This window comes from Streptomyces sp. NPDC042371 (assembly GCF_056437465.1).
Window position 1 is genome coordinate 296,445 of the sequence record NZ_JBWKAP010000007.1, and the last position, 25,373, is coordinate 321,817.

The 25,373-nt window shown below is 71.5% G+C and carries 22 protein-coding genes; 12 read left to right on the plus strand and 10 right to left on the minus strand.

What is annotated here, in order from left to right; all coding sequences use genetic code 11:
- The first annotated feature begins 195 nt into the window (after positions 1-195).
- Together AC068B_RS23035 and AC068B_RS23040 are read left to right on the plus strand one after the other, a co-directional pair.
- Positions 196-1,392, plus strand: coding sequence for an ROK family transcriptional regulator (locus tag AC068B_RS23035; protein ID WP_356255190.1), 1,197 nt, complete (start codon positions 196-198; stop codon positions 1,390-1,392).
- A 109-nt stretch (positions 1,393-1,501) separates the two neighbouring features.
- Positions 1,502-2,335 carry an alpha/beta hydrolase gene (locus AC068B_RS23040; protein ID WP_478673547.1) on the plus strand — a complete coding sequence of 278 codons (834 nt, stop codon included), beginning with the start codon at positions 1,502-1,504 and terminating at the stop codon, positions 2,333-2,335.
- 15 nt (positions 2,336-2,350) lie between these two features.
- Here AC068B_RS23040 and AC068B_RS23045 read toward each other — a convergent pair whose 3' ends face one another.
- Entirely contained in the window at positions 2,351-3,040 is a 690-nt protein-coding gene (locus tag AC068B_RS23045) for a TetR/AcrR family transcriptional regulator (RefSeq protein ID WP_478673548.1), read from the minus strand.
- A 115-nt stretch (positions 3,041-3,155) separates the two neighbouring features.
- Between AC068B_RS23045 and AC068B_RS23050 the strand changes: the two genes are divergently transcribed.
- A complete protein-coding gene (locus AC068B_RS23050; RefSeq protein ID WP_478673549.1) occupies positions 3,156-4,112 on the plus strand; it encodes an NAD(P)-dependent alcohol dehydrogenase in 957 nt (318 codons plus the stop codon).
- Positions 4,113-4,555: 443 nt separating this feature from the next.
- Here the strand turns inward: AC068B_RS23050 and AC068B_RS23055 are convergent, their stop codons facing one another.
- From AC068B_RS23055 to AC068B_RS23070, 4 genes are all read right to left on the minus strand, one after another.
- On the minus strand, positions 4,556-4,825 hold the full coding sequence (locus AC068B_RS23055) for a hypothetical protein (RefSeq protein ID WP_478673550.1): 270 nt from the start codon (positions 4,823-4,825) through the stop codon (positions 4,556-4,558).
- A gap of 328 nt (positions 4,826-5,153) precedes the next feature.
- The gene (locus AC068B_RS23060; RefSeq protein ID WP_478673551.1) at positions 5,154-5,663 is read right to left on the minus strand and encodes a putative immunity protein; all 510 of its coding nucleotides are present in this window, start codon (positions 5,661-5,663) and stop codon (positions 5,154-5,156) included.
- Positions 5,664-5,771: 108 nt separating this feature from the next.
- Complete coding sequence (locus AC068B_RS23065) at positions 5,772-6,260, minus strand: DinB family protein (protein ID WP_478673552.1); 489 nt, start codon at positions 6,258-6,260, stop codon at positions 5,772-5,774.
- A 4-nt stretch (positions 6,261-6,264) separates the two neighbouring features.
- A complete protein-coding gene (locus tag AC068B_RS23070; RefSeq protein WP_478673553.1) occupies positions 6,265-6,975 on the minus strand; it encodes a class I SAM-dependent methyltransferase in 711 nt (236 codons plus the stop codon).
- A 170-nt stretch (positions 6,976-7,145) separates the two neighbouring features.
- Between AC068B_RS23070 and AC068B_RS23075 the strand changes: the two genes are divergently transcribed.
- The 4 genes from AC068B_RS23075 (at position 7,146) to AC068B_RS23090 (ending at position 12,143) form a co-directional block, all read left to right on the plus strand.
- Positions 7,146-7,418 (plus strand): hypothetical protein, encoded by a 273-nt coding sequence (locus tag AC068B_RS23075; protein WP_356255161.1) that lies wholly within the window; start codon positions 7,146-7,148, stop codon positions 7,416-7,418.
- 229 nt (positions 7,419-7,647) lie between these two features.
- Positions 7,648-9,303, plus strand: a complete 1,656-nt coding sequence (locus AC068B_RS23080; RefSeq protein ID WP_478673554.1) for an ABC-F family ATP-binding cassette domain-containing protein — start codon at positions 7,648-7,650, stop codon at positions 9,301-9,303.
- 176 nt (positions 9,304-9,479) lie between these two features.
- Positions 9,480-9,887: a RidA family protein gene (locus AC068B_RS23085; RefSeq protein WP_468558906.1), complete on the plus strand. Its 408-nt coding sequence runs from the start codon at positions 9,480-9,482 to the stop codon at positions 9,885-9,887.
- 264 nt (positions 9,888-10,151) lie between these two features.
- A complete protein-coding gene (locus AC068B_RS23090) occupies positions 10,152-12,143 on the plus strand; it encodes an N-acetylmuramoyl-L-alanine amidase (RefSeq protein ID WP_478673555.1) in 1,992 nt (663 codons plus the stop codon).
- Positions 12,144-12,154: 11 nt separating this feature from the next.
- Here the strand turns inward: AC068B_RS23090 and AC068B_RS23095 are convergent, their stop codons facing one another.
- The 4 genes from AC068B_RS23095 to AC068B_RS23110 form a co-directional block, all read right to left on the minus strand.
- Positions 12,155-13,609, minus strand: coding sequence for an FtsW/RodA/SpoVE family cell cycle protein (locus AC068B_RS23095; RefSeq protein ID WP_478673556.1), 1,455 nt, complete (start codon positions 13,607-13,609; stop codon positions 12,155-12,157).
- Complete coding sequence (locus AC068B_RS23100; RefSeq protein WP_478673557.1) at positions 13,597-14,814, minus strand: LCP family protein; 1,218 nt, start codon at positions 14,812-14,814, stop codon at positions 13,597-13,599. The genes AC068B_RS23095 and AC068B_RS23100 overlap by 13 nt, the downstream gene beginning before the upstream one ends.
- An 88-nt stretch (positions 14,815-14,902) precedes the next feature.
- Positions 14,903-16,282 carry a sensor histidine kinase gene (locus tag AC068B_RS23105; protein ID WP_478673558.1) on the minus strand — a complete coding sequence of 460 codons (1,380 nt, stop codon included), beginning with the start codon at positions 16,280-16,282 and terminating at the stop codon, positions 14,903-14,905.
- A 40-nt stretch (positions 16,283-16,322) separates the two neighbouring features.
- Positions 16,323-17,000, minus strand: coding sequence for a response regulator transcription factor (locus AC068B_RS23110; RefSeq protein ID WP_468558916.1), 678 nt, complete (start codon positions 16,998-17,000; stop codon positions 16,323-16,325).
- 454 nt (positions 17,001-17,454) lie between these two features.
- On the opposite strand from AC068B_RS23110, the gene AC068B_RS23115 reads away from it, so the two are divergent.
- The 5 genes from AC068B_RS23115 (at position 17,455) to AC068B_RS23135 (ending at position 22,972) form a co-directional block, all read left to right on the plus strand.
- Positions 17,455-19,188: an ABC transporter permease gene (locus AC068B_RS23115; RefSeq protein ID WP_478673559.1), complete on the plus strand. Its 1,734-nt coding sequence runs from the start codon at positions 17,455-17,457 to the stop codon at positions 19,186-19,188.
- A gap of 98 nt (positions 19,189-19,286) precedes the next feature.
- Positions 19,287-20,648 (plus strand): ABC transporter ATP-binding protein, encoded by a 1,362-nt coding sequence (locus AC068B_RS23120; protein ID WP_478673560.1) that lies wholly within the window; start codon positions 19,287-19,289, stop codon positions 20,646-20,648.
- Positions 20,645-20,785 (plus strand): hypothetical protein, encoded by a 141-nt coding sequence (locus AC068B_RS23125; protein WP_478673561.1) that lies wholly within the window; start codon positions 20,645-20,647, stop codon positions 20,783-20,785. Before AC068B_RS23120 ends, AC068B_RS23125 begins: the two co-directional genes overlap by 4 nt.
- Before the next feature lie 43 nt (positions 20,786-20,828).
- Complete coding sequence (locus AC068B_RS23130; RefSeq protein WP_478673562.1) at positions 20,829-21,809, plus strand: endonuclease/exonuclease/phosphatase family protein; 981 nt, start codon at positions 20,829-20,831, stop codon at positions 21,807-21,809.
- Between the two features lie 62 nt (positions 21,810-21,871).
- A complete protein-coding gene (locus AC068B_RS23135) occupies positions 21,872-22,972 on the plus strand; it encodes a hypothetical protein (RefSeq protein ID WP_478673563.1) in 1,101 nt (366 codons plus the stop codon).
- Between the two features lie 23 nt (positions 22,973-22,995).
- On the opposite strand, the gene AC068B_RS23140 is transcribed toward AC068B_RS23135, so the two are convergent.
- Positions 22,996-25,230, minus strand: a complete 2,235-nt coding sequence (locus AC068B_RS23140) for a glycoside hydrolase family 95 protein (protein ID WP_478673754.1) — start codon at positions 25,228-25,230, stop codon at positions 22,996-22,998.
- Positions 25,231-25,373: the final 143 nt, after the last annotated feature.

The window sequence follows — 25,373 nt, forward strand, 5'->3', positions numbered from 1 at the left end:
CGGTTCACCTGGCTTGCCTGCATCGCCTGCACCCTCGGCTCCTTCGGCAGCGGTCTGCAGAGCAATGTGATGAGCGCGCTTTGACCTGTCAAGGTCTCAAGCACGTTTGTTTATAAGGTATTTGACGGTGACTTAGGTCGGGCATCGAACAGCATCGGCCTTGTGAGCAGCGGAAGTCGTCCCTAGGGTGGCGGCATGTCTGGAGCGCCGGATCACCTCCCCGCAGCCGTCCCGTCCTCGCCCGGCGAGGTGCTCGCCCTGCTGCGCACCGGGGCCGCGGAGACGCGTGCGGACATCTCCCGGCTGACGGGGCTCGCGCGGTCGACGGTCTCGCAGCGCGTGGACGCGCTGATCGCGCACGGCTTCCTCGCGGAGGAGGCCGACGGCGGCTCGACGGGCGGCCGACCACCGCGCAGGCTCCGGCTGCGCACCCGCGAGCACGCGGTGGCCGGGGTGGACCTGGGCGCCTCGCACTGCCGGGTGGCGCTCATGGACATCGGCGGCGAGACGCTGGCGCTGCGCGAGGACCCCCTGTCCATCGCGGACGGGCCGCAGGCGGTTCTCGGTCACGTGGAACGAACACTGCGGGCACTCCTTGAGGAGTCGGGGCGTGACGCGGGGGGACTCCAGTCGATCGGCGTCGGCGTGCCGGGTCCCGTCGAGTTCTCCACGGGCCGTCCCGTGGATCCGCCGATCATGCCGGGCTGGCACCAGTTCCCGATCCCCGAGTTCTTCGCGGAACGCTTCGGTGCGCGCGCCCTGGTCGACAACGACGTGAACGTGATGGCGCTGGCCGAGCAGCGCCGCGCCTTTCCGGACACCCGCTACCTGCTCTACATCAAGGTGGGCACGGGCATCGGCTGCGGCATCGTCGCCGACAGCCGCCTCCACCGGGGGGCGCAGGGAAGTGCGGGCGACATCGGGCACATCCGGGTCGGTGACACCGAGGATCCGTGCCGGTGCGGCAACACGGGCTGCCTGGAGGCGGTAGCGGGCGGCGCGGCGCTGGCCCGCAGGCTGTCGGCGCTCGGTCTGGAGGCGACGTCGGGCAGCGATGTCGTACGACTGGTCAAGTCCGGCAACCGCGATGCCGTGCGCATGGTGCGCGAGGCGGGCCGGTCGGTCGGCGAGGTGCTCGCGGGCCTGGTGAACTTCTTCAACCCGGACACGGTGGTCGTCGGCGGGGCGCTCGCCGCCGTCCACGACCAGCTCCTCGCGGGCGTCCGGGAAGCGGTGTACCGCCGCTCGCACCCGCTGGCCACCCACGTGCTGCGCATCGAGCCGAGCCGCACCGGGGAGAACGCGGCGGCGATCGGCGCCGGAATCCTCGCCGTCGAGCACGCGCTGTCGCCGCGCCAGGTGGACCGTGTGCTTTCGGGTGCCGTCCGCTGACACACCCGCACCACCCGTGACGGCACGATCCGGAAGGGCGGGCGGCAGTATCGGCCAACACCATCAACTCCCCCTTACCGCAAGGGACTTGCGACCGTAGCGTCGGGGTATGTCCGCAACCGACGCAGAGCAGATCGACCTGGCCAATTCTTCCGGCCGCACCCCGGCCGTGTTCGTGCACGGCCTGTGGATGCTGGCCAGCAGCTGGGACCACTGGCTTCCGCATTTCGAGGCCGCCGGGTTCGCGCCGGTCGCCCTGACGTGGCCCGGCGAGGCGGCGACGACGACCGAGGCCAGGCAGCGACCCGAGATGATCGCGGGCAGGACCGTCGGGCAGGTCGCCGATCATCTGGCGGGGCTCATCGGCAAGCTGGACCGCAAGCCCGTGGTGATCGGGCACTCCGTGGGCGGGCTGCTCACGCAGATCCTCGCGGGACGCGGCCTCTCGGCCGCCTCGGTGGCAATCAACCCGGCCCCGTTCCGCGGCGTCCTCGCGATGCCCCTGTCGACGGTGCGGTCACTGATCCCGATGATCGCCAACCCCACCAACCGCAAGCGCGCGAAGCCCCTGACCTACGAGCAGTTCCGCTACGCCTACGCCAACGCCGTCAGCGAGGAAGAGGCCCGCTCCATCTACGACCGGTACGCCGTGCCCGCACCGTGCGCCCCGCCCATGCAGGCGGCGCTCGCCAACTTCAACCCGCGCACGGAGGTCAAGGCGGACTGCCGCAATCCGCAGCGCGGCCCGCTGCTGATCATCTCGGGCGGCCAGGACAACGCCATTCCCTGGGCGCTCGCGAGTGGGGCGTACAAGCGCCAGAAGCGCAATACGTGCGTCACGGAGATCGTCGAGCTCCACGGGCGCGACCATGCGCTGACGCTCGACAGCAGGTGGCAGGAGGTCGCCGACGTCGCGCTGACGTTCGTGCGGCGCTTCGTCTGACCTTCGCAACCGGTCTCACGGGTGGCCCGGTGGCCTACGGATCTCGCTCAGTTCCAGCGCTGCGGGAGGTGGCAGCGGGCCGGGGCGCTGGACCTGGAAAGCCTGGAAGAGATAGGCCAGCAGGCGCCGGGAGGCCGCGAGGGCGGCTTCTCTCGGCTGGCCGGCGAGGCCGCCGTTGGCCATGAGCAGAAGGGTGATGTCGGCGGGGTCGAAGTCGTCGCGGAGTTGTCCGGCCTCGCGGGCCCGCTGGACCAGCCGCGCAAGACCCTCTTCGGCACAGGCACGCTCGCGGTCGTGATCGAGGGCGTCGGGGAACTGGTCCCGGAACGCGGAGGCGAAGCCGCGGTCGGTCACCTGGGTGGCGCACACCTTCTCCAGGAGTGCGTACAGGCCGTGTCCGGGATCCGGGTCGGCAAGGGCCTCGTCGAACGCTGCCGCGCACACGGCGAGTTGCTCGCTGAAGGCAGCGGTGGCCAGCGCGGTGCGGGTGGGAAAGCGGCGGTAGAGGGTGGCCACACCGACACCGGCGCGGCGGGCGACGGCGCTCATGGGGGCGTCGATGCCCTGGGCCGCGAACACCTCCCGCGCGGCTTCGAGGATGCGTTCCCGGTTGCGCCGGGCATCGGCGCGCAGACCCGCAGGATCGGTGTCGCCGGACACATCGCCGACATGCCCGGACGGCTTGTGAGATGGCTGATCAGGCAATGTCTCCCACTTCGAGCTAACCGGACGGGGTCATCCACTTACGGGCTTAGCGTGAGATTACCAGCGGGCGCACCCGGCGCTTCCGCAGCTCCGCAATACGACACGGGACAAGACCATGAGCGACATGCGCGCAGCCCTCTTCGACCGGTACGGCCCTCCGGAGGTCCTCTACGTGAGCAAGCGGCCGACGCCGAGCCCCGCACCCGAGGAGGTGCTGGTGCGGGTGGACACCGCCAGCGTCAACGGCGGCGAGCTGCTCGACCGGGCCGGGAAGCTGCGCCTGGTGACCGGCCGTACTTTCCCCAGGACGAGCGGCATCGACTTCGCGGGCGAGGTCACCGAGGTCGGTTCGTCGGTCACCGGAGTACGCGAAGGGGATCGAGTGTGGGGGCTGCTGGGGCGCACGACGGGCAGCATGGCCGAGTACGTCGCCGTGCGTCCCCGCCGGATCGCCCCCACTCCGTCGAACCTCACCCCGGTGCAGGCCATCTCGCTGCTCGCCGGTGGGGCGACTGCGGTGACCGCCCTGCGCGAGAAAGCGGCCATCAAGCCCGGTGAGCGGCTCCTGGTGCGCGGGGGCAGCGGAGGCGTGGGCAGTGTCGTGGTGCAGATCGGCAAGCTCTTCGGTGCCCATGTCGTCGCTCTCGCGGGCGCGGACAACCTCGACTTCGTCCGCGGCCTGGGCGCCGACGAAGCGTTCGACTACCGCACGACTCGCCTCTCCGAGCTGGGCCGTTTCGACGTCGTCATCGACACCGCAGGCACCCAGCAGTCCCGCTTCCGCCGACTCCTGTCACCCGGCGGACGCATGGTCGCCGTCACCCTCGACTTCGACAGGCCTCTCGCCGCCCTCGCCACCGTCCTCGCCTCGACCGTCCACGGGAGCAGACGCATCCGCGTCTTCAGCGGCAACCCCGACACCGAACTGCTGGCCCAGATCACGCGTTACGCGGAGGACGGCGCCATCGTCCCCGTCGTGGACACCGTCCACCCGCTGGACCGGCTCGCCGACGCCCACCGGGCCCTGGAAGCCGGTGGCGTCCGCGGCAAGCACGTCATCCAGATCGGGTGACGGAGCGGACACCGCCCACTAGAACCTGCTGAGCGCGCCACCGATCAGCGAAGTCGCCGACTCCACATGTTCGGGCGGAGGCGGGGAGTCCGCCGTGAGGGCGAGGGTGGCGTGCGGAGTGACGGGGATGTGGAGGTGCGTGCGGGCGGGGGCCGCGCCACGATCATCGCGTGCAGCTGGTCGAGCCGCGCGTGGGCGGCCGACAGGGACGCGTTGAGCGCGGCGCGGTCCTCGGTCGCACGGAAGCGGAGCGTGCGTTCCCGCTCCAGTGCGTTGACTCGCTCTTTGAGGGTGAGGCCCGCCGGTGATCGGGCCCACGGCGTGCGGCGTTCGCGGGGCGGCGTGGGACCAGGGGCAGGGTCAGAGAGGTGATCCTCCTGCACCCCGCGACGGGGTGTCAACGATCAGAAGGCCCGTCCGCCCCCGCCAACTGCCCCTGGGCGCTACGCGTTTCCGAACGGGTCGCCCGAGACGCCCGCCAGCCGGATGAGCCCCTGGCCGGAGGCATCGGTGACCACGGAGTACACGGTGTACGTCCAGCCGCGCTCCGTCGCGTACCCCCCTGCCCAGGTGAGGAGTTCATCGACGTCGACCTCTTCCAGCACCTCGTACTCGTGGGAACTCTTGGCGGGTACGTCCCAGAAGTGGACCCGGAAGGTGGCGTGGTCCTGTTCCCAGGCCGTGTCGCGTGGATCGATCAGGCGGATGTGCATGTGGGCAGCGTAGGCGAGCGTCTGTGGGCGGATGGGCGGACCGCGCGCGCTTCCGTGTGTCCCACTTCACCCCATACGGGGCAGAGGCCCGGAACAACGGACGAGGGTGCGTCGTTCTTCCAAGTGTGGCTGCGGAGGGGACAGTGTCCCCGGGCCTCACCTATAGCCCATGGGGAAGATCGTTCGGCTGAAGCCCCATGGAGCCTTTCGCCGAGAGGCGACCGCCCTCCGCTGACCACACCCAACGGCCCCGGCTGGTCTCCCCCGTCCAGTCGGGGCTCTTTCTTGCCCGGCCGAGGGGTTCCGGTTGCCCGGCCGAGGGCTTCGGTCAAGGGCGGAGGGCGGCGTCCAGCAGGCGGATCAGCTCGCCGACCCGGCCGCCGCCGCCCGGTGCCGCCGGAAAGCGTCCGAGTACGGCGACGACAGCCGGTGTCACGTGCCGCGCCGCCCGCTCGACGCGCTCGGCTCCGACGGTCCGGTCGTCACCGGCCACGAGCTCCGCCACTCTCGCCGCGTGGGCGCCCGCTCCCAGGATGTGCTTGACCTGGGTGGCCTTGGCCAGCGGATGCAGATACGCGGCACCTGCCGCGGCCATCGCCGCCCTCGCCGCCTCGCGCGCGGCCTCGGAGTCCGCGCCCTTGGCCGCCTTCAGCGCCGCCCACGCCGTGTCGCGCAGGGCCTTCCCCCGCTCGCCGCCCCGAGCGAACTCCCATGCGGCGCCGATCGCGTCCCGCGGCCGCGTGTCGTCCGGTTGACCGGTCTCGAACACGGCGAGCACTTCCTCCGCGCACGCCGCGGCGAACGCCGTGACTTCGCGGAGGTCCTGTCTGCTCAGCACGATCTCGGATGTCGCAGTTGTCTCAGCCGCCGCGACTGTCTCTGCCGTCTCGCTCGTCTCGCCTGTCATGCCTCCATCTTCTCCGGGTTGCCCGAGTTCCCCCGCCGCTCAGCGGCCGGTGGACCCGTCGATCTGCTCGCGCAGGATGTCGGCGTGACCGGCGTGCCGACCGGTCTCCTCGATCATGTGCACCAGGACCCATCGCATCGACGGCACCGGCCCGCGCCGCGGTGCGCGCGGGGCGGGCAGGCTCAGGTCCGGGCAGGCGCCGATGACCTCGTTCGCCCGCTCGACGGTCTTCCGGTAGTCGGCGCGCACGCTGTCGACGGAGTCTGCCGTGGAAGGCCTCATGGTCGCCTGCCAGTCGCCGGGCTCCTCACCGAGGAAGTAGAACCGCTCTACGTACGCGAGATGCTTGAGCAGCCCGAGAAGGCTGGTGCCCGACGGGACTCCGCCCGTGCGGACCTGTGGTTCCGGCGCGCCCGTGACCTTGTCCGCGATCGAGTTCCGCAGCTGGTCGAGGACGCCGAGGAGGGTGGCCTTCTCGGCGGCGTCGGAGTCGGCGAGGGCCCTCGGAGGTCCCGTGTTCTTCCGCATCGGGTCACTCCGTTCCGGTGGCGGGCCGGATGAGGTCGGCGGTGGACTGGATGAGCAGGACGTTGTCCACGACGGTGGCGGTCTCGCCAGCCGGTCCGGTGGCCCGGCGGCGGGCCGTCTCCGCGCGCAGGACGGGCCAGCGCGTCGGGTCGAGACCGAGCTCGGCGGCGACCGATTCCGGGGTCGGGTACTGGAGGGCGGGGTCCTGGTTCCAGGACCAGGGCGCGGTGGAGCCGTGGTCGACGATCAGCAGGAGACCGCCGGGGCGCAGGGAGCGTGCGGCGGCGCGCAGGACGTGGGTGCGGAGCAGCGGGAACGGGGTGTGGAAGTACTGGGCGGAGACGAGGTCGAAGCGGCCTGCGGGGAAGCCTCCGGCCAGATCGTGCTGTACGGCGGTGACCCGCTCCGCGACACCGAGATGGCGTGCGCGTTCGCGCAGCCGCTCGACGGCCGTGGCGGAGATGTCCACGGCGGTGACGTGCCAGCCCTGCTGCGCGAGCCAGACCGCGTCGCCTCCGGCGCCGCAGCCCAGGTCCAGGGCGGTGGCGGGGAGCAGCGGCGCGGCGGTCTCGGCTAGCAGCGGGTTGACGCGGGTGCCCCAGTTCCGGTGGGTGCGGTAGTGCCGCTCCCAGAACTGCTCCGCGCTCTCGACCTCGGCGGCGCTTTCGCCTGGAGCGGTGCTTTCGCCTGCAGCGGTGGTTTCGGTGGAATCCATTGGTCGTGCCCCTTTGTCGCCGGTGATGTACCGACAGCTTCGGCACCCCCGTTTCGCTCCTGCAAGAAAAATTGCGGATCCGCACTTTCCTGCCTCCCCACGCCTCCTTCCGCCACCTCCCGCCTCCTCCCGAAGGCCCACTGTCAGTGGTGGCTGGGAGGCTGGTCCTCATGGACAGCGACGATGAGCAGCTGCTGCGCGGGCGGGTCTACGGCCAGGATCACGACCGGCCGGGCCCGCGTCCGGGGCAGTCCTATGCCGAGCTGGTGGGCGGCCCGTTGGACGGGCTGCTGCTCGACATCACCGGCTGGACGCGCGAGGAGGTCGACGCGGGCGTCGCACTCCCGACCGAGCTGGGGCAGTTCGGCGCCGGTGGCCGGGCGACGTACCGCCCGCGGCACGGCGGTCCGCCCGGCTTCGAGTGGACCGGGGACATTCGATGACCGCACACCGGCCACTGCGCCAGCGCCCGCACGCCCGGAAAACCACAGGAAGAGCGGCAGGTGGCGCTGTTAGCATGATTCTCATGGCACGAGGTATCTGGTCGCAGAAGGTCCGCTCCGCCCACTGACGGCGGCGCCCTTCTCCCACTGAATCAGCGCTCGCCGTCCCGGTTCCCGCCGGGCGGCCGATCGTCGCTGCCCGGCTCCCCTGCGAGCTGCGGAGCACCCCGTGAACCCCACCCCCCTTCCCGAAACCGTTCCCCTGCCCCTGCCCGTCGAAGCGGGCGGCAGCGCACACGTCCGCGCCGACGGCGTCACCGTCACCCTCGGGTCCCGAATCGTCCTCGACGACGTCTCGGTCACCGTCTCCGCCCGGTCGCGGATCGCCGTCGTCGGCGAGAACGGCCGGGGCAAGACGACCCTTCTGCATGTCCTCGCAGGTCTGATCACTCCCGACGAGGGCGCCGTGCAGCGGGCAGGCACGATCGGCCTGGCCCGCCAGGAGCTGTCAGCGCGTGACGGCGAGCGCGTCGGCACCTTGACGTCCGAGGCGCTGGCGGCGTCGCTCGCGGCGCTCGACGCGCTGGACGAGGCGACCCGCGCCATGGCCGACGGCGACCCCGCCGCCGACGACCGCTACGCCACGGCACTCGACGCCGCCACCCGGCTCGACGCATGGGACGCCGAACGCCGTGTCGACGTGGCCCTCGAAGCCCTCGGCGCCTGCACGGACCGGGACCGTCCGCTGTCGGCCCTGTCGGTCGGGCAGCGCTACCGGGTGCGGCTGGCGTGCCTGCTCGGCGCGCGGCACGACGTCCTGCTGCTCGACGAGCCGACCAACCACCTCGACGCGGCCGGGCTCGACTTCCTGACCCGCAGGCTGCACGAGCACGACGGCGGTCTCGCCCTCGTCAGCCACGACCGGGCGCTGCTGCGTGACGTCGCGGACCGGTTCCTCGACCTCGACCCGACGCGCGACGGGAAGACCCGTCTGTACGCGGGCGGTTACGACGCCTGGCAGGCCGCCCGACGCCGTGAGCGCGAGCGCTGGGAGCAGGATCACGAGGAGCAGCAGGAGGAGCACCGGCGGCTGCATGACGCGGCGGCGAAGGCCCGCGACCGGCTCTCGACGGGCTGGCGTCCGGACAAGGGCACCGGCAGGCACCAGCGCCAGTCCCGGGCCCCGGGTGTCGTGCAGGCGCTGAAGCGGCAGCAGGACGCCCTGGAGGCGCACCGGATCGACGTGCCGCAGCCGCCTCCCGTGTTCCGCGGGCCCGACCTGGGTGTCCGTCGGGGGGCGCCGCAGTTGCGGGCGCACGGCGTCGCGGTCGGCGGCCGTCTCGCCGGTCCCGTCGACCTCACGCTCGACGGCGGCGACCGGCTGCTCGTCACGGGGCCGAACGGCGCCGGGAAGTCCACGCTGCTCGCGGTCCTTTCCGGTGCGCTCGCGCCCACGGACGGGTACGTCGTCACGGCCGCCGGGGCCCGGGTCGTCCGGGTGACCCAGGAGACCGCGGCGCAGGACCCCGGGCTGACGGCCCGTGAGGTGCACGCCCGGCACGTGGGGCGGCTGGTGTCCCGAGGAGTGCTCCGTGACGCCGATGTCGTCCCGCTCGGCTCGCTCGGCCTACTGGACCGCGACGCGTTGCGCACGCCGGTCGGGCGGATGTCGCAGGGCCAGCGGCGTCGCCTCGACCTGGCGTTGGCGCTGGCCGGGCGGCCCGGGGCGATCCTGCTCGACGAGCCGACCAACCATCTGTCGTCCGTGCTCGTCGACGAGTTGACGGCGGCGCTCCGCGACACGAGCGCCGCCGTCGTGGTCGCGACGCACGACCGGCAACTGCTGCGGGACCTCGCTCACTGGCCTCGCCTGCACATCGGATAATCCGGCCATGGCGGCACCTTCGGGCCGTCATGGCACACACGTTCCAATAAGGGCGGTCACCACAAGGTTCCCCGGTCACCAAAAAGTGCGTTCTTCCACGTCAGCGCCGACTCTCTTACGGTTCCCGAGTAACCACAAGAGACCAAGGGCGCCTTGGTCCGACGAGGAGGCACAGCATGACCGTCACCCTGGTGAACCCGCCCGGACTCGTGGAAGTCGGCGTCTACCGGCAGGTGTCGGTCGCCTCCGGGTCGAGGCTGGTCCACATCGCCGGACAGGTCTCCTGGGACGCCGAGGGAGTCACGGTCGGCGAGGGCGATCTGGCCGCACAGGTCGAGCAGTGTTACGTCAACGTCGGCACCGCACTCGCAGGGGTCGGCGGCTCCTTCGACGACGTGGCGAAGCTGACCGTCCACGTCGTCGACTGGACCCCCGACAAGATGCCCCTGTTCCTGGAGGGCGTCGCCCGCGCCGCCGCGAAGCTGGGGGTGACCCCGATGGCCCCCGGCACCCTGCTCGGGGTCGCTGCGCTGGACGTGCCCGCCCATCTGGTCGAGGTCGAAGCCGTCGCCGTCCTCGACTGAGTCCCGCTCCGGGCACTGAACCGAACAGGTGCGTCTCGGCACCGCTCATTGGTCCAGGCCACTGACGCGCCGCAGGCGGTGGGGCCGCCTCTGGCGAAAACCGGCCCCTGACACGCCCTTGACCCGTCAGGACCAGCGCTGACATGCGAAGTCCCGCTTCCTGGGCATGATTGACGGATCGTCGGAGAGCCGGTACCACTGACGCACGCCCGGCCCCGCACGCCCCGCCACGCTTCACCGGCCCAGGAGTCCCAGGAGGCTGCATTGCGAGGATCCGCCACCGCCCCCAGTTCGTCCGCGCGCAGACGTACCGTCAGGACGGTGGGCGCCCTCGCGTCGGCCGGTCTGCTGATTCCGCTGCTCGGCGCGGCCCCGTCGTCGGGCGTTCCCCAACAGGCCTCCGCGGAGAGACTGCAGGGCGCCTTCGCCGCTGCCGCCGCCGAGTACCGCGTGCCCCAGAGCGTGCTGCTGGGCGTCTCGTACCTGCAATCGCGCTGGGACACGCACGGCGGCGCGGCCAGCGTCACCGGGGGCTACGGCCCCATGCACCTCACCGACGCGCGCACCGCCCTGGCCTCGGCCCCGCACCACGGCGAGGGCACGGAGGACCCGCGCGGCGACACCTCACGTCCCGCGCCGCCGCCGAAGACCGCGGTGCCCGACGAGTCCGAACTCCCCGCCCGCCTCAAGACACTCCCCCGCGCGGCCCAGCTGTCCGGCCGGTCCGCCGACGAGCTGCGCACCGACCCCGCGGCGAACGTCGAGGGCGGCGCGGCCCTGCTCGTGGCGGCCCAGCGCAAGCTCGGCAAGCCGCTGAGCAGCGACCCCGCCGACTGGTACGGCGCGGTCGCCCGCTTCTCCGGGGCGGACGACCAGGCCACGGCGGCCACGTACGCCAACGACGTGTTCGCCGTGATCCGGGACGGCGAACAGCGCACCACGGACGCGGGCCAGCACGTGACGCTCGCGCCGGAGCCGGGCCTCACGCCCGACGCGGCGCAGCTGAAGCGGATGGGCCTGCGCAAGGCGGCCGCCGGTGAGACGGAGTGCCCGAAGACCGTGTCGTGCGAGTGGATCCCCGCGCCGTACGAGGAGTTCAAGGACCCCAACGGCAATCCCGACTACGGCAACCACGATCTGTCGGACCGGCCGAAGAGCCAGAGCATCGACACGATCGTCATCCACGATACCGAGGGCAGGTGGGAAGGCGTCCTGAACCTGGTGCAGGACCCGACCTACGTGTCGTGGCAGTACACCCTGCGCTCCACCGACGGGCACATCGCCCAGCACGTGAAGGCCAAGGACGTCGCCTGGCACGCGGGCAACTGGTACGTGAACTCCAAGTCGATCGGCCTGGAGCACGAGGGTTTCCTGACCGCACCCGACACCTGGTACACGGAGGCGATGTACCGCTCGTCGGCGCGTCTGGTGAAGTACCTCGCGAAGAAGTACGACATCCCGCTGGACCGGCAGCACATCCTCGGCCACGACAACGTCCAGGGCACCGTGACGTCGACGATCCCCGGCATGCACACGGACCCGGGGCCGTACTGGGACTGGCAGCACTACTTCACCCTGCTGGGCAAGCCGTTCCACCGCACGGCGGGCCCGGACGGCGGAGTGGTGACGGTGGCGCCCCAGTACTCCAAGAACCAGCCGGAGTACACGGGTTGCGTCAAGCCCGGCGAGAAGTGCGTGCCGCACGGCTCGGCGGCGGTGCGCGTGCACACCGAGCCGCGTGACGACGCGCCGCTGATCAAGGACATCGGCAAGCGGCCAGGCGGCCAGGACTCCACGATCGACGTGAACGACACGGGTGCGCGGCTCTCCACCGGCCAGCAGTACGCGGTCGCCGAGCGCAAGGGCGACTGGACGGCCGTCTGGTACCTCGGCCAGAAGGCCTGGTTCAAGAACCCGAAGAAGCAGCCCACCGCGGTCGACGCGAAGGGCCTCCTACTGACGCCGAAGGCCGGGGCGACCGAGGTCCCGGTGTACGGGCGGGCCTACCCCGAGAAGGAGGCCTACCCGGCAGGCGTACCGGTGCAGACGGTCTCACCGCTGCCGTACAGGATCCTCGCGGGTCAGGAGTACGTCATCGGCGACAAGGTACCCGGCGAGTACTTCTACTCCCCGACGTTCGACACCGCACCGCACAAGGTGGTGCGCGGCAAGGACATGTACTACGTGATCCAGTACGGGCACCGGGTCGGCTATGTGCGGGCGGCCGATGTCCAGGTTGCGCGGTCGGGTTCGTAACCGCGCCGGAATCAGTCGGGTCCGGGTCTGCGTGGGGGCAGGCCCGGACCCGGCACACCGCTCCCGACGAGCTCGGGATGGTCGACGTGCGTGTCTGACGGGGCGTCCTGGTGGAGGTCTCTGCGGGCCTGGTTGCTGATGGCCAGGAGGAGCGCGATGAGCAGCCAGTTGGCGACCATGGACGAGCCGCCCTGGGCGAGGAACGGCAGGGCCTTGCCGGTGAACGGCATCAGTCCGGTCACTCCCGCCACGATGATGAACACCTGGAACGCGAGCACCACGGACAGGCCTGCGGCGAGCATCTTCCCGAAGGGGTTGCCGCAGGTGATGGCCGTGCGGAAGCCGCGCGCGACGAGCAGGGTGTAGAGCAGCAGTACCGCCATCACCCCGGCCAGGCCGAGCTCCTCGCCGACGGTGGTGAGAATGAAGTCGCTGCGCCCGGCGAAGCCGATGAGCTCGGGGTGGCCCTGGCCCAGACCGGTGCCCGTGACGCCGCCGCTGCCGAAGCCGAACAGGGCCTCCGCGGCCTGGTCGGAGATAAGCCCCGGCGGGCGCTGATCGAGCGGCAGGTAGATGTCGAAGGGGTGCAGCCAGGCCATGATCCGGCCCTTGACGTGCGGTTCGGTGGCGCCGACGGCGACCGCTCCCACCAGGGTCATGGCGATCCCGCACGCCACCCAGTTGGTGCGTTCGGTCGCGATGTAGAGCATGGCGACGAAGACGCCGAAGAACAGCAGTGACGTGCCCAGGTCCCGTTCGAAGACCAGCACCAGCAGGCTCAGGAGCCACACCGCGGCGATCGGGCCGATCTGCCTGCCGTACGGCAGCGTCATGCCGAGCATCCGGCGGCCGGTGCAGGACAGGGCGTCGCGGTTGAGCACCAGGAAGCCCGCGAAGAACACCACGATGCTGATCTTCGCGAACTCGCCCGGCTGGAAGGAGAGCGGGCCGAGGTAGACCCAGCGCTTGGCGCCGTAGGTGTCCCCGGGGAAGAACGCGGGTGCCATGAGCAGGGCCATGGAGGCCGCCATGGTGACGTAGAGGTAGCGCTGCAACTGCCGGTAGTCCCGCAGGGCCCACAGCACGACGATCGTGGCGGCCACCGCAAGGACGGTCCAGACGAGTTGCCCGCCGCTCGCGGGGGCCGAGTGGAAACGCGCGGCGTAGGCGGGGTCCAGACGCTGGATCAGGACGAGGCCGAGGCCCGTGAGGAGGAAGGCGAGCGGCAGGATCAGCGGGTCGGCGTGCGGCGCGAACCTGCGGACGGCCAGGTGGGCGGCCGTGGCCAGACAGAGCTGGGAGACCGCGAAGTGGGTCAGGTGGGAGGGCAGGCCCCCCGTCATGGCGAGGCCGGCGGACGCGTAACCGTAGATGATGACGGCGAGGGCGAATCCGAGCAGCAGCGCCTCGGTGCGCCGGGCATCGAGCCCCTCGGGGCTCGACGCCCGGGCGTTCAGTCCACGCACGGCACACCACCCCCGGCGACCTTCGGGGCGCTGTCGTCGGACTTCTTCTCAGCCTTCTCCTCGGCCTTGTGCCCGGAGGACCCCGTGCGGCCCGCGTGCGGACCCTGTCCCGTCTGTTCCTGCACCCTGCGGCGCACCAGGTCGCGGTCGACGATGTTCACGTCCTCGCCGTTGTGCTTGGCGAAGCTCTCCACCGGCAGGGTCGTGAACTCCACCTTGCCGCCGGTGAGGTTCTTGGCCTCCTTGACGAAGGAGAAGACGCCCCAGCCCTCGTCGAGGACGACGTTGTCCTTGGCCACGTTCTTCAGGTCGAGCAGCCGGGTGGGGCTGGTCAGCGTGCCGACGCTGTTCACCTGGTGCAGGGCGGAGGCGAGGAACGCCTGCTGGCGGCGGGTGCGGTCCAGGTCGCCCCGCTGCAGGCCGTGGCGCTGACGGACGAACGCGAGCGCCTCCTGCCCGTTGAGCTCCTGCTTGCCCGCCGGGAAGTCGGCTCCCGAATAGCGGTCCTTGACCGGGTGGTTGAGGCAGACCTCCACGCCGTCGAGGGCACCGGCCAGGCGGTAGAAGCCCGAGAGGCTGACCTCGGCGAAGTGGTCGATGGGGACGCCAAGGAAGTCCCGTACGGTCCGGATCTGGGACTGTCGGCCCGCCTCCCTGCCCTCGTGCTCCAGCTTGCGTCCGTCCGTGACGCCCTCGCCGCGCAGCTTGTTCTCCTGCGCCGCCTTCGCGAGGCCGTACGCCTTCTTGATCTTGTCCTTGCCGTAGCCCGGTATGTCGACGAGGTCGTCGCGCGGGATGGAGAAGCCCTTGGCCTTGCCGCCGTCGGCCGGAACGTGCAGCAGGATCAGCGTGTTGGCGTTGTAGCCGCCGATGTCGGAACTCCCTGCGTGCAGCTTCTTCAGTACGTCGCCGGGGAGCTCCTCGCCGTTCTGGTCTTTGCGCGTGTCGAGGCCCATGAGCAGGATGTTCGTCGAGCCGTCCGTCGACTTGGGCGCGTCGGAGCCGAGGGCGGCCGAGGAGCCGATGCTGTCGAGCTCGCGGTACAGGTACCAGGCAGCGGCGCCGCCGCAGAGCACGAGGACACCGGTGAGGGCCAGCAGCGTGCGGCCGAGCCGCGCCCTTCGCGAGAGCCCGCGCGCGTGCGGCTGCTTGCGGCGCGCGCGATGTCGTCGGGAGCGGGGGCTGGCGGCTCGGTGCTGAGACATGGGAATGATCCTGAACGCCCCTTCCTGAACGGATCCTGAGGAAACGGAAGGGGTCTTCAGGAACGGGTCCGGAGCAGGGGCGGACCGGTCAGGAGCGGGCCGGAGAGTCCGCCGTGGGCAGCCGCAGGACCAGGCGGGCGCCGTGCTCGCCCGGCGCCACCCGCAGGCTCCCGCCGTGCGCCCGAGCGATCTCGCGTGCGATGGCGAGGCCGAGCCCCGTGCCGCCGCTGGCCCGGTTGCGGTCCGCCTCAAGCCGGGTGAAGCGGTTGAAGACCTCCTCCGTCGCCTCGGGCGGGATGCCGGGACCGTCGTCGGCCACTTCGAGCAGTGCCGTGCCGGTCGCCGGGTCCGTCGCGGTGATGACGCGCACCTCGGAGTCGGCGAACCGCTGGGCGTTGTCGAGGAGGTTCGCGAGCAGCCGCTCCAGCTGTCCGGGATCGGCGCGTACGAGGACCGGTTCGTCGGGCTGTACGAGGACCAGCGGCACCCGTGCCGAACGGCGCCGGGCGATCTTCTCGGCCGCGAGCAGCGACAGGTCGACGAGCTCCACGCTCGGCGGCTGCTGTGCGTCGAGACGGGCGAGGAGCAGGAGGTCGGCGGCGATCCGCTCCAGTCGTACGGTGGAGTCGAAGGCCTGCTCGAGTGAGGCTGCCGATTCGGGGGCGGGCTTGTTGAGCAGGGCCAGTTCGAGTTCGGCGCGGGCCGCGGCGATGGGGTTGCGCAGCTCGTGCGAGGCGTCGGCGACGAACTGACGCTGCCGGGTGACGGAGTCCTCCAGGCGTTCCAGGGTGTCGTTGACGGTCTCGGCGAGCCGGGTGATCTCGTCCCGGCCGCCCGGCGCGGGGACGCGGCGGCTGAGCCGGTCCGCGGAGACGGCGCCGAGTTCCCTGCGGATGGATTCGACGGGCCGCAGCGCGGCGCCGGTCACGGACCAGGCGATGAGTCCGGTGAGCAGGACGATCAGTGGGCCGCCGACCAGGACGGTGACGCCGAGCGCCCGTTCGGCGTCGGCCACGGCGTCGAGCACGGTCAGCGCGTAGACGTAGAGGTCGCCGTCCGGCGAAGGGGTGCGGACGACGGCGACGACGCTGGTGAGGCTGGCCAGTGCGGGGGCGGGGTCGAAGTCGCGTACCGCCGAGTCCTCGCCGGGTCCTGGGCGGAAGCCCGCGAGGACGGCGGCGCGGGCGGCGGGGTGCGGGGCGGTGCTGGCCAGCGGGCGGCCCTGGCCGTCCAGGACGAGCACCGCGTCCACGCCGCCGTCGGGTTCCGGCATGTCGCCGTGCGGGCGCCCCTGCTTGGCGGCGATGTCCGCGGCGGCCTGCCGGGCGGCGAGTTCGGTGCGGGCGCCCGCGTTGTCGATCAGGTTGCCGCGCAGGGTGACGTACAGCCAGCCGCCGCCGATGGAGAGGGCCACGACCATGATGAGGACGGCCGCGGCGGTGGCGCGGGCCCGCAGGGTGCGGGGCATGCGGGGGCGGAACCTGCTGCCCCTGTCCGGGGGCGTCGGGTCAGGGGACATCCGGAGCCAGCCGGTAGCCGATGCCCCGCACGGTGCGGATCGTGTGTCTGCCGAAGGGGGCGTCGACCTTCTTGCGCAGCGAGCTGACGTACACCTCGACGATGTTGGGGTCGAGGTCGGACGGCGAGTCCCACACCTCGTCGAGGATGTCCTGCTTGGAGACCGCGCCGCCGTCCGCGGCGAGCAGACAGCCGAGCACCTCGACCTCCCGCGCGGTCAGCTCGACCGTCTGCTCGCCCCGCTTGCAGAGCCGGGCCACGACGTCGAGCGTGAGGTCGCCGACCTGCAAGGTCGCGGGCCGGTCGCGTCCGGCCCGGCGGCCGAGGGCGCGCAGCCTGGCGAGCAGCACGACGAGCGAGAACGGCTTGGTCAGGTAGTCGTCCGCGCCCGCGTCGAGCCCGTCGGCCTCGTCGTACTCGCTGTCCTTGGCGGTGAGGATCAGGACGAGGGCGTGCTCGTCGTGGCTGCGCAGTCTGCGGCAGACCTCCAGGCCGCTGAGGCCCGGCAGCATCAGATCCAGCACGATCACGTCATAGCCACCGGTCAGCGCCAGCTCCAGCCCCGTGTGCCCGTCGTGGGCGACGTCCACCCAGTGGCCGTCCGAGGAGATGGCCCGGCGCAGGGTGTCGGCGAGTGCGTGCTCGTCTTCGATGACCAGGATCTTCACGGTTTAAATATCACATATCTCGTAAATAAGACGCGGACCTCCCACCCTACGTCGCCGTTCCTGAGCCCTTGCTGAGGAACCTGAAGCCCCTGTGGCGAGGCGGCGGGAACCGAAGCTGAAGAGGGCCTCAGGTCGCTCAGGTTGCGTTCAGGGGCCCTGCGCGAGAGTTGAGGGGCGGCGCGAGAAACGCGCAGCCCGAGGATGTGAGGAGGTGGTCGTTGTGCTCTACGGCGACCCTCCCAGTCGCGCGTCCCGCTGCTCCACGCGTGTCGACACCGCTGGACAGCCGCGGCGCACCGCCGCCTGACGTACGCAGCCGTGATGGCCGTGCGTCGGGGCCGGTCGGCGCCGCGTCCCGACCCTTTCCCCTGGCTTCACCCCGTCCCCGGGTCCTTCCCCGCGCAGCGCCCTTTGCGCCGTGCCGTCGTGCCCGCAAGACCTTCCGGGTTCCCCCATGTCCAAACTCCGTCAGTTTCCCTCCCGCGGCGCCATGTGCGTCGCCCGCATGCGCCCCGTCGACGTCCTCGTGCTGCTCGGTGTCGTCGCGGTCTTCTATCTCGTGGCCCGGGTCGGTGCCTCGACCGACCGGCCCTTCGACGCCGACGAGCCCCCTGTCGTCTCCACCGATCCGGGCGAGCTCCCCTATTACGCGGCGCGCTCCCTGCTGCGGATGTTCGTCGGCCTCGCGCCCGCCGTGATCTTCACCTTCGCCTTCGGCACCTGGGCGGCCCGCTCGCGGCGCGCGGCGAAGGTGATCGTCCCGGCCATCGACATCCTGCAGTCGGTGCCGGTCCTGACCTTCCTGAGCATCACCGTCACCGGTTTCATCGCGATGTTCCCCGGCTCCACCCTGGGCCTCGAACTCGCCTCGGTCTTCGCCGTGTTCACCGCGCTGGTGTGGAACATGGCGATGGCCTTCTACCAGTCCCTCATCACCCAGTCCAAGGAGCTGGACGAGGCGGCCCGGCTGATGCGCCTCACCCGCTGGCAGCGGTTCTGGAAGGTGGACGTGCCCAGCGGCATGATCGCCCAGGTCTGGAACGGCATGATCAGCTTCGGAGCCGCGTGGTTCGCGCTGTCCGCCTCCGAGACGATCAGCGTCAACGGCAGCGACAACGGCCTGCCGGGCGTGGGCTCCTATGTGGCGCAGGCCCTCGACAACGGTGAGGGCCTGCGGGTCGCGCTCGCCGTCGTCGTCATGATCGCGATGGTCGTGTCCGTGAACTTCTTCTTCTGGCGGCCCGTCACCGCCTGGGCGGAGCGGTTCCGCACCGAGGACTGCGAGATCGCCGAGCAGCCCCGCAGCTGGTTCCTCGACCTGCTGCGCCGCTCCACCGTGCCCGCGCTGCTCGGCCGGATGCTGCGCCCGGCCGGTGAGCGCCTGGACCGCGCCATGCGCGTCCTCGGCACCAGCCCCGGGCGGCTGCACCACGACCCCGTCCGCCGCAGGCGCGCCGACATCGCCTTCTACGTCCTCTACACCGCGGCGGTCGCGGCCATCCTCTGGCAGGCCTGCACGTACATCCTGGACAACGTCCCGGTGGGCGAGATCGGGCACGCGGCCTGGCTCGCACTGATCACGTACGGCCGCGTCATGATCCTCGTGGTGTTCTCCACGCTCGTCTGGGTGCCGGTCGGCGCCTGGATCGGCATGAACCCGAAGGTCAACCGGATCGCCCAGCCGATTGTCCAGGTCCTTGCCTCCTTCCCGTCCAACTTCCTCTTCCCGCTCGCCGTCGTGGTGCTCGGCGCCTCCGGAATCTCCCTGAACTGGGGCGCCATCGCCCTGATGGCGCTGGGCGCCCAGTGGTACGTCCTGTTCAACGTGATCGCCGGTGCCAGCTCCATCCCCGGTGATCTGCGCGAGGCCTCCGACGACCTGGGACTGCGCGGCTGGCTGCGCTGGAAGAAGCTCATCCTGCCCGCGGTCCTCCCCTCGTACACGACGGGTGCGCTGGCCGCGTCCGGCGGTGCCTGGAACGCCTCCATACCCGGCGAGCTCGTCAGCTACGGCACGACGACGCTGACCGCCGTCGGCATCGGCGCCTACATCACGCAGGCCACGGACTCGGGCGATTTCGCCCGCAACTTCCTCGGTGCCGTCCTCATGAGCGTCTACGTCGTCATCATCAACCGGCTTCTCTGGCGGCGCCTGTACCGGTTCGCACAGAAGCGCTGCGCGCTGTGACCGCGCGCCACAGGATCCGTGCCCGCAGGCTCCGTGCCCACGGGCTCCGGTCCCGCCACTGCCACCGCCTCACCGCCCCGTCGCCGAGGAGCGATTCCATGAACACCTCCGCCCCCACCACCGCTGCCGCCGGTACGGCGCCCGCCGTCGCCGACGCCACGGTCATCGCCGTCCGCGGACTGCACAAGCACTTCTCCTCCCCCACCGGCGGTCTGCTGCCGGTCCTCCAGGACATCGACCTGACCCTGTACGAGGGCGAGATCGTCGCGCTCCTGGGCAAGTCCGGGTCCGGCAAGTCGACCCTGCTGCGCCACGTCGCCGGGCTCCTGGCCCCGTCCGCCGGTACGGTCCACTACCGCGGCACGGCGGTGAACGGCCCCAACCCGGGCACGGCCATGCTCTTCCAGTCCTTCGCCCTCATGCCGTGGCTCACGGTGCAGCAGAACGTCGAACTCGGCCTGCAGGCACAGGGCGTCGAGCCCGTCGCGCGCCGCGAGCGGGCGCTCGCGGCCATCGACATGGTCGGCCTCGACGGCTTCGAGAACGCCTACCCCAAAGAGCTCTCGGGCGGCATGCGCCAGCGGGTCGGCTTCGCCCGCGCCCTGGTCGTCGAACCGGACGTACTGCTGATGGACGAGCCGTTCTCCGCCCTGGACGTGCTGACCGCGCAGACCCTGCGCAACGAACTCCTCGCGCTGCTCACCCGCCCTGAAAGCCCCACGCGCACCGCCCTCCTGGTCACCCACTCCATCGAGGAGGCCGTCCAGCTCGCCGACCGCATCCTGATCCTCGGCACCGACCCCGGCACCATCCAGGTCGAGCTGCGGGTGGACCTGCCGCGCCCCCGCAACCGCCGCACCCGCGGCTTCGAGGCGCTCATCGAGGACGCGTACGAGTGTCTGACCGGCGAGCGGGCCGAGCTCCCGCCCACCCTCGGCACGCACGACCCGCTCCGCGCCGCGGCTGCCCTGCCGCAGGCCGACGTGGAGCAGCTCACCGGGCTCCTCGAAGAGCTCGACGGCAGGGGCGGCGCGGTGGAACTCCCCGCGCTGGCCGACGCGCTGTCGTACGAGGTCGACGACCTGATGCCGCTGGTAGAGGCGGCGAAGACGCTCGCCTACGCCAGGATCAGGTCCGGCGAGCTGCGGCTGACCACCACCGGCAGCGGCTTCGCGAGCGCCGACATCCTCACCCGCAAGCGGCTCTTCGCCGCCGCCGTCCTCGCCAACGTCCCGCTCATCGCCACCATCCGCACGCTCCTCATGGCGTCCGACGGCGGGCGTCTGCGGGAGCACCACATCACCGGCCGGCTGCGCGCGAACTTCTCGGAGCAGACCGCGCAGCAGCAGCTCACCATCGCCATCACCTGGGGCCGTTACGCCGAGCTCTTCGAGTACGACGCCCGTGACGGCGTCCTGCTGCTGCCGCGCGAGGACCACACGGCGGGAGACGAACGATGACGTCAGGTGAGTCCCTGCGGACCGCCGTCGCCCTGGTGGCGGTCTCCGCGGTCCTGCTGGCCGCGGTCACGGCGGTGGCGTTCGCCCTGGTCGGATGGGGTGGCGCCGGTCGGCGCACCACCAGCGGCGACCTCTGAACCGACTGAACGGATTGAACGGACTGAACGGACTGCACCGAAGATGCGTATCGCCCTCTCCGCCCTCCTCCTCACCGCGCTCCTGACCTTCCCCGGCGTGTTGCCCAATACGCCGGGGCACCTGGGCAGTCTGGTGGAGACCGCGCTGCCGTGGTTCGGCCTCGGTGTTCCGCTCCTGCTGGTGTGGGCGGCGGTGCGTCGCTCGCTGAAGGGGGTGGCGGTCGCCCTGGTCCCGGCGGTCGCCTGGGCCGTTCTGTTCGGCCCGGGCATCGTCTCCTTCGCCTCCTTCGCCGAACCGGGCACCGGCCGGACCGACTTCCAGGTGCTGACGCTCAACGTCGGCGGCGACCGCACCGCTCCCCCGGACGTCGCCCGTGACGTGCTCGCCACCGGCGCCGATGTGGTGTCCCTGCAGAAGGTGCCTAGGCAGGCCATGGAGGCGTACGAGGAGGAGCTGCGCGGCACCTATCCGCACCACGCGGTGGGCGACACGCTCGGGCTGTGGTCCCGCTATCCGCTGCGCGAGGTCGAGAAGCTCGATCTCGGCGGCGCCTGGCCGCACGCGATCCGGGCCGTCGCCCGCACCCCGGTCGGCGACACGGCGGTGTACGCGGTGCGCCTGCCGTCCGTGCGCGTCACCTTCGACAAGGGCTTCGCCGTGGCCCAGCGTGACGCGAGCGCGGAGCGGCTGCACGAACGGATCGCCCGGGATCCCACGCCGCGCGTGGTGCTCCTCGGTGACCTCAACGGCAGCCTGCGGGACCGGGGTCTGGCACCGCTGACCCACGGGCTGCGGCCCGCGGACGACCGGGCGGGCCGCGGTCTGGGCTTCACCTGGCCCGCCGCGTTCCCCGTGGTCCGTCTCGACCACGTCCTGGTGCGCGGCCTCGCGTCGACGGGGGCCACCGTGCTCCCCGACCTGGGCAGCGACCACCGGCCGGTCCTCACCGGGCTGCGGTCCGCAGGGCGAAAGTCCCTGGGTTTGGGGACTTTCGGCAAAGAGATCGAGCGCGAGGAGCTGTGACGATCAAGACATACCCGAAGATCATCCATCACCCTTTCGGTTCCCCCAGAAAGGCCGCCCCGATGACCTCTCCCTCGGAACATCCGCTCGCCCACGGCTTCCTTCCCGAGCGGCTCCCGGCGCCTCGTCTCTCCGGAGCCTGGACCGGTCTTGACTCGCTGGCCCACGCGACCGCCGCCGCGCCGTGCCGGGAGGACGCCCGCCTTCTGGTCGAACAGGCCTGCCGGTCCGCCGAGCTGACGGTGCTGCGCCAGCGGGTCGCCCGGCTGTCGGAGCACCGGGCCAGAGCGGCGACGATGCGGTTGGCGGTCATCGTGGCGGCCTGCGGGTGGATCGATCTGGACCCGGCGTCACCCACGTCCCGGCGCGCGGCGAACGAGCAGTTCCTCACCCTGTGGTCGTCGCTCGCGCACCGCAGCGACCACCCTCAGTTCGTCGCGCTCCCCACCCTGTCGCTCCTCAACTGGGCGCCGCTGCGCAAGCCCGGCCGTGCGGTGCCGGTGGACCAGCTGGCCCGTACCGAATCCCTCGTGCCGATCGTGCGCTGGTCGGCCGGGGACCAGCCGCTGTCCCGCCTGGACCGGCTGATGCTGGCCACGGTGCGCCTGGAGGCCCACGGGGTCTGGCTGTTCCGGCTCGCCGAGACCCTGGCGGGCCGGTCCGCCGGTGACCGGTCCGTCTCCGTCGCGCTGCGCCGCATGACCCGCATCCAGCACGCCCTGCACGGGCAACTCCGTTCGAGCACGGTGAAGTTGAGCCTGGCACCCGCGACCGCTCAGCAGAGTGCGGTGCTCACCTCGCTGGCCGAGCAGGAGGCGCTGGAGCCGCCGGTGCTCCTGGCCTCCGACGCCGTCCTCGGCATGGGCGGCCGCATGGGCGTCGGCAGCCGCTACCAGTTGCGCCGGCACCTCCCCGCCCAGCACCGCGCCTGGCTCTCCGCCCTGGACCGCCGCAGCGCGGCCGTGCGGACGCTCGCGCACCGCCGGGGCCCGGACGCGGACGCCTATCGCGACGCCCAGGAGTCACTGGTCGCGCTGCGCTGCGCGTACGCGGAACTGGTGCGGACCGCCGCTCGCCCGGCCGCGAAGGGCTGCCCCGCAACGAAGCGCCCCATGATCCGGACCGCGCAGCGGCACAGAGTGGCGCTCGGCGGAGCCGCCTGATTCCCCCTGGGCCGCCGGGCCGCTCACCGGCCGAAGACGTACCGCTGCCCCGAGCGCGCCTTCAACGTCTTCGCTCCACCGCTGAACAGCGCACTGCGCAGCGTCAGTTCACGCGTGCGCGAGGCCCGCAGCGCGATGCGGGTTGCGCGGCCCGCGGCCCAGTCGATGTCGATCGTCGCGCCGCCGCGCGCCCGCAGGCCGCGCACCGATCCGTCGGGCCAGGCGGCGGGCAGCGCGGGCAGGATCTCGATGGCGTCGTGCTGGCTCTGCAGGAGCATCTCGACGATGCCCGACGTCGCGCCGAAGTTGCCGTCGATCTGGAACGGCGGGTGCGTGTCCCAGAGGTTGGGCAGCGTCGAGGACTTCAGCTGTTCGCCGAGCATCTTCTGTGCGTGGTCGCCGTCCCGCAGGCGCGCCCAGAAGTTGATCTTCCAGGCCTTGGACCAGCCGGTGCCGCCGTCGCCCCGCGCCGTGAGGGACACCTTCGCCGCCTCGGCCCACTTGCTGCCCGGCTCGATCCGGCGCCCGGGATGCAGGGCGTAGAGGTGGGAGACGTGCCGGTGGTCGTCCGTGCGGTCGTCCAGGTCGGCCTTCCACTCCTGGAGTTGCCCCCAGGAGCCGATGCGCAGTCCGGGGTCCAGGGACCCCAGGGTCTTCTCCAGCTCGGCGCGGAAGGCCGGTGAATCCCCGAGTACGCGGGCCGCTTCCAGGGTGTTGGTGAACAGGTCGTGGACGATCTGCTGGGCCATGGCGGCGCCCGCGGTGAAGTCGCCGTGCTCGGGCGAGTAGCTGGGCGTGACGATCAGGGTGCCGTCGCGCGGGTCGGTGCGCAGGTTGTCGAGCCAGAACTCGGCGGCCTCCTTCAGCACCGGGTACGCGGTGGTGCGCAGGTAGTCCGTGGAGCCGCCGAAACGGTAGTGCTCGTACAGCTGGGCGGTGAGCCAGGCCGCGGCCTCGGGGAACCAGAACGCGGTCGACCAGTCGTGCACGCCCGTGAAGCCGTAGGGGTTGGTCTCGTTGTGCACCACCCAGCCGCGACTGCCGAACATCTCCTTGGCCGTACGCCGCCCGGGCGCGCGCAGGGCCTCGACGAAGCGGTCGTACGGGGCGGTCGTCTCGGGGAGGTTGGCGGCCTCGGCGAGCCAGTAGTTCATCTGGAGGTTGATGTTGGTGTGGTAGTCGGCCGACCAGGGCGGGGTGGTGCTGTTGTTCCAGACGCCCTGGAGGTTGGCGGGCAGTGATCCGGCGCGCGAGGAGGCGATGAGGAGGTAGCGGCCGTACTGGAAGAAGAGCGCCTCCAGCGCCCGGTCGGCGGTGCCGTCCGCCCCGGTGCCGTACTGCTTGAGCAGCCGGTCCGTGGGCACGTCGGCGGGCGGCGCCTGTCCGATGTCGAGGGCGACGCGGTCGAACAGGGAGCGGTGGTCGCGCAGATGGCGGGCCCGCAGCGTGCCGTGGCCCGCCGTGACGGCCTCGTCGACGGTGCGGGTGACGGTGGCGTGCGGGTCGTCGCCCCGGTAGTCGGGGTAGGTGTCGGCGTAGTCGGTGCCCGCGGCGAGGACGAACCACACGTGGTCGGCGCCGGTGACGGTGACGCTGCCGTCGTCGTGGGCGACGCTCGTGCCGCCCTGGTGCCGTACGCGGAGTTGAGCCTCGAACTTCAGGGCGTTGTCGGCGAGTTCACCGCGGACCGCGATCCGGTCACCGTCCGCCTTCGCGGTGAAGTCGGCGCGGGGCGAGGTGTGGCGGAAGGTGCAGGTGACCTGTCCGGCACGGTCGGCGGAGAGGCGGCCGACGATCACTCCGTCGGGGTGCGAGGCGAAGAACTCCCTGTGGTGGCGCACCTGTTCGTGGAGGTACGTGACGGTCGCGAGGCCCTGTCCGAGGTCGAGGGCGCGGCGGTAGGTGGCGTTGGGCGCGTCCGGGGCGCCGGGCACGTCGATGTGGAGGTCGCCGAAGGTCTGGTGGGCGCCGTAGCCGCGCCGTGCCTGGCCGAGCTCGGCCGCGGCGTCGTCCGGGGACAGCCTGCCCTTCTCGTCGAGCTCCTTGCGCACGGCGTCCAAGGCGCCGGGCCGGGCCGCGGTCCAGTTGCCGAAGTCGTAGCCCTCCCGCGAGCCGGGGCCGCCGGTCCACAGGGTCTTCTCGTTGAACTGGAGCCGTTCGGAGGCGAGGGTGCCGAAGACCATGGCGCCGAGGGCTCCGTTGCCGATGGGGAGGGCCTCCCGCTCCCAGTCGGCGGCGGGAGCGCCGTACCAGAGCAGCGCTTCATGCGATTCATCTGATTCATCGGATGTATCGCGCCTCGATCCTTCGGTAGCCGTGGAGGCCCCGGAAGCTGCAGAGGCCGCCGGAGCTGCACCGACTGCGCCGCCACCCGCTGCCAGAGCGGCAGCACCACCGATGG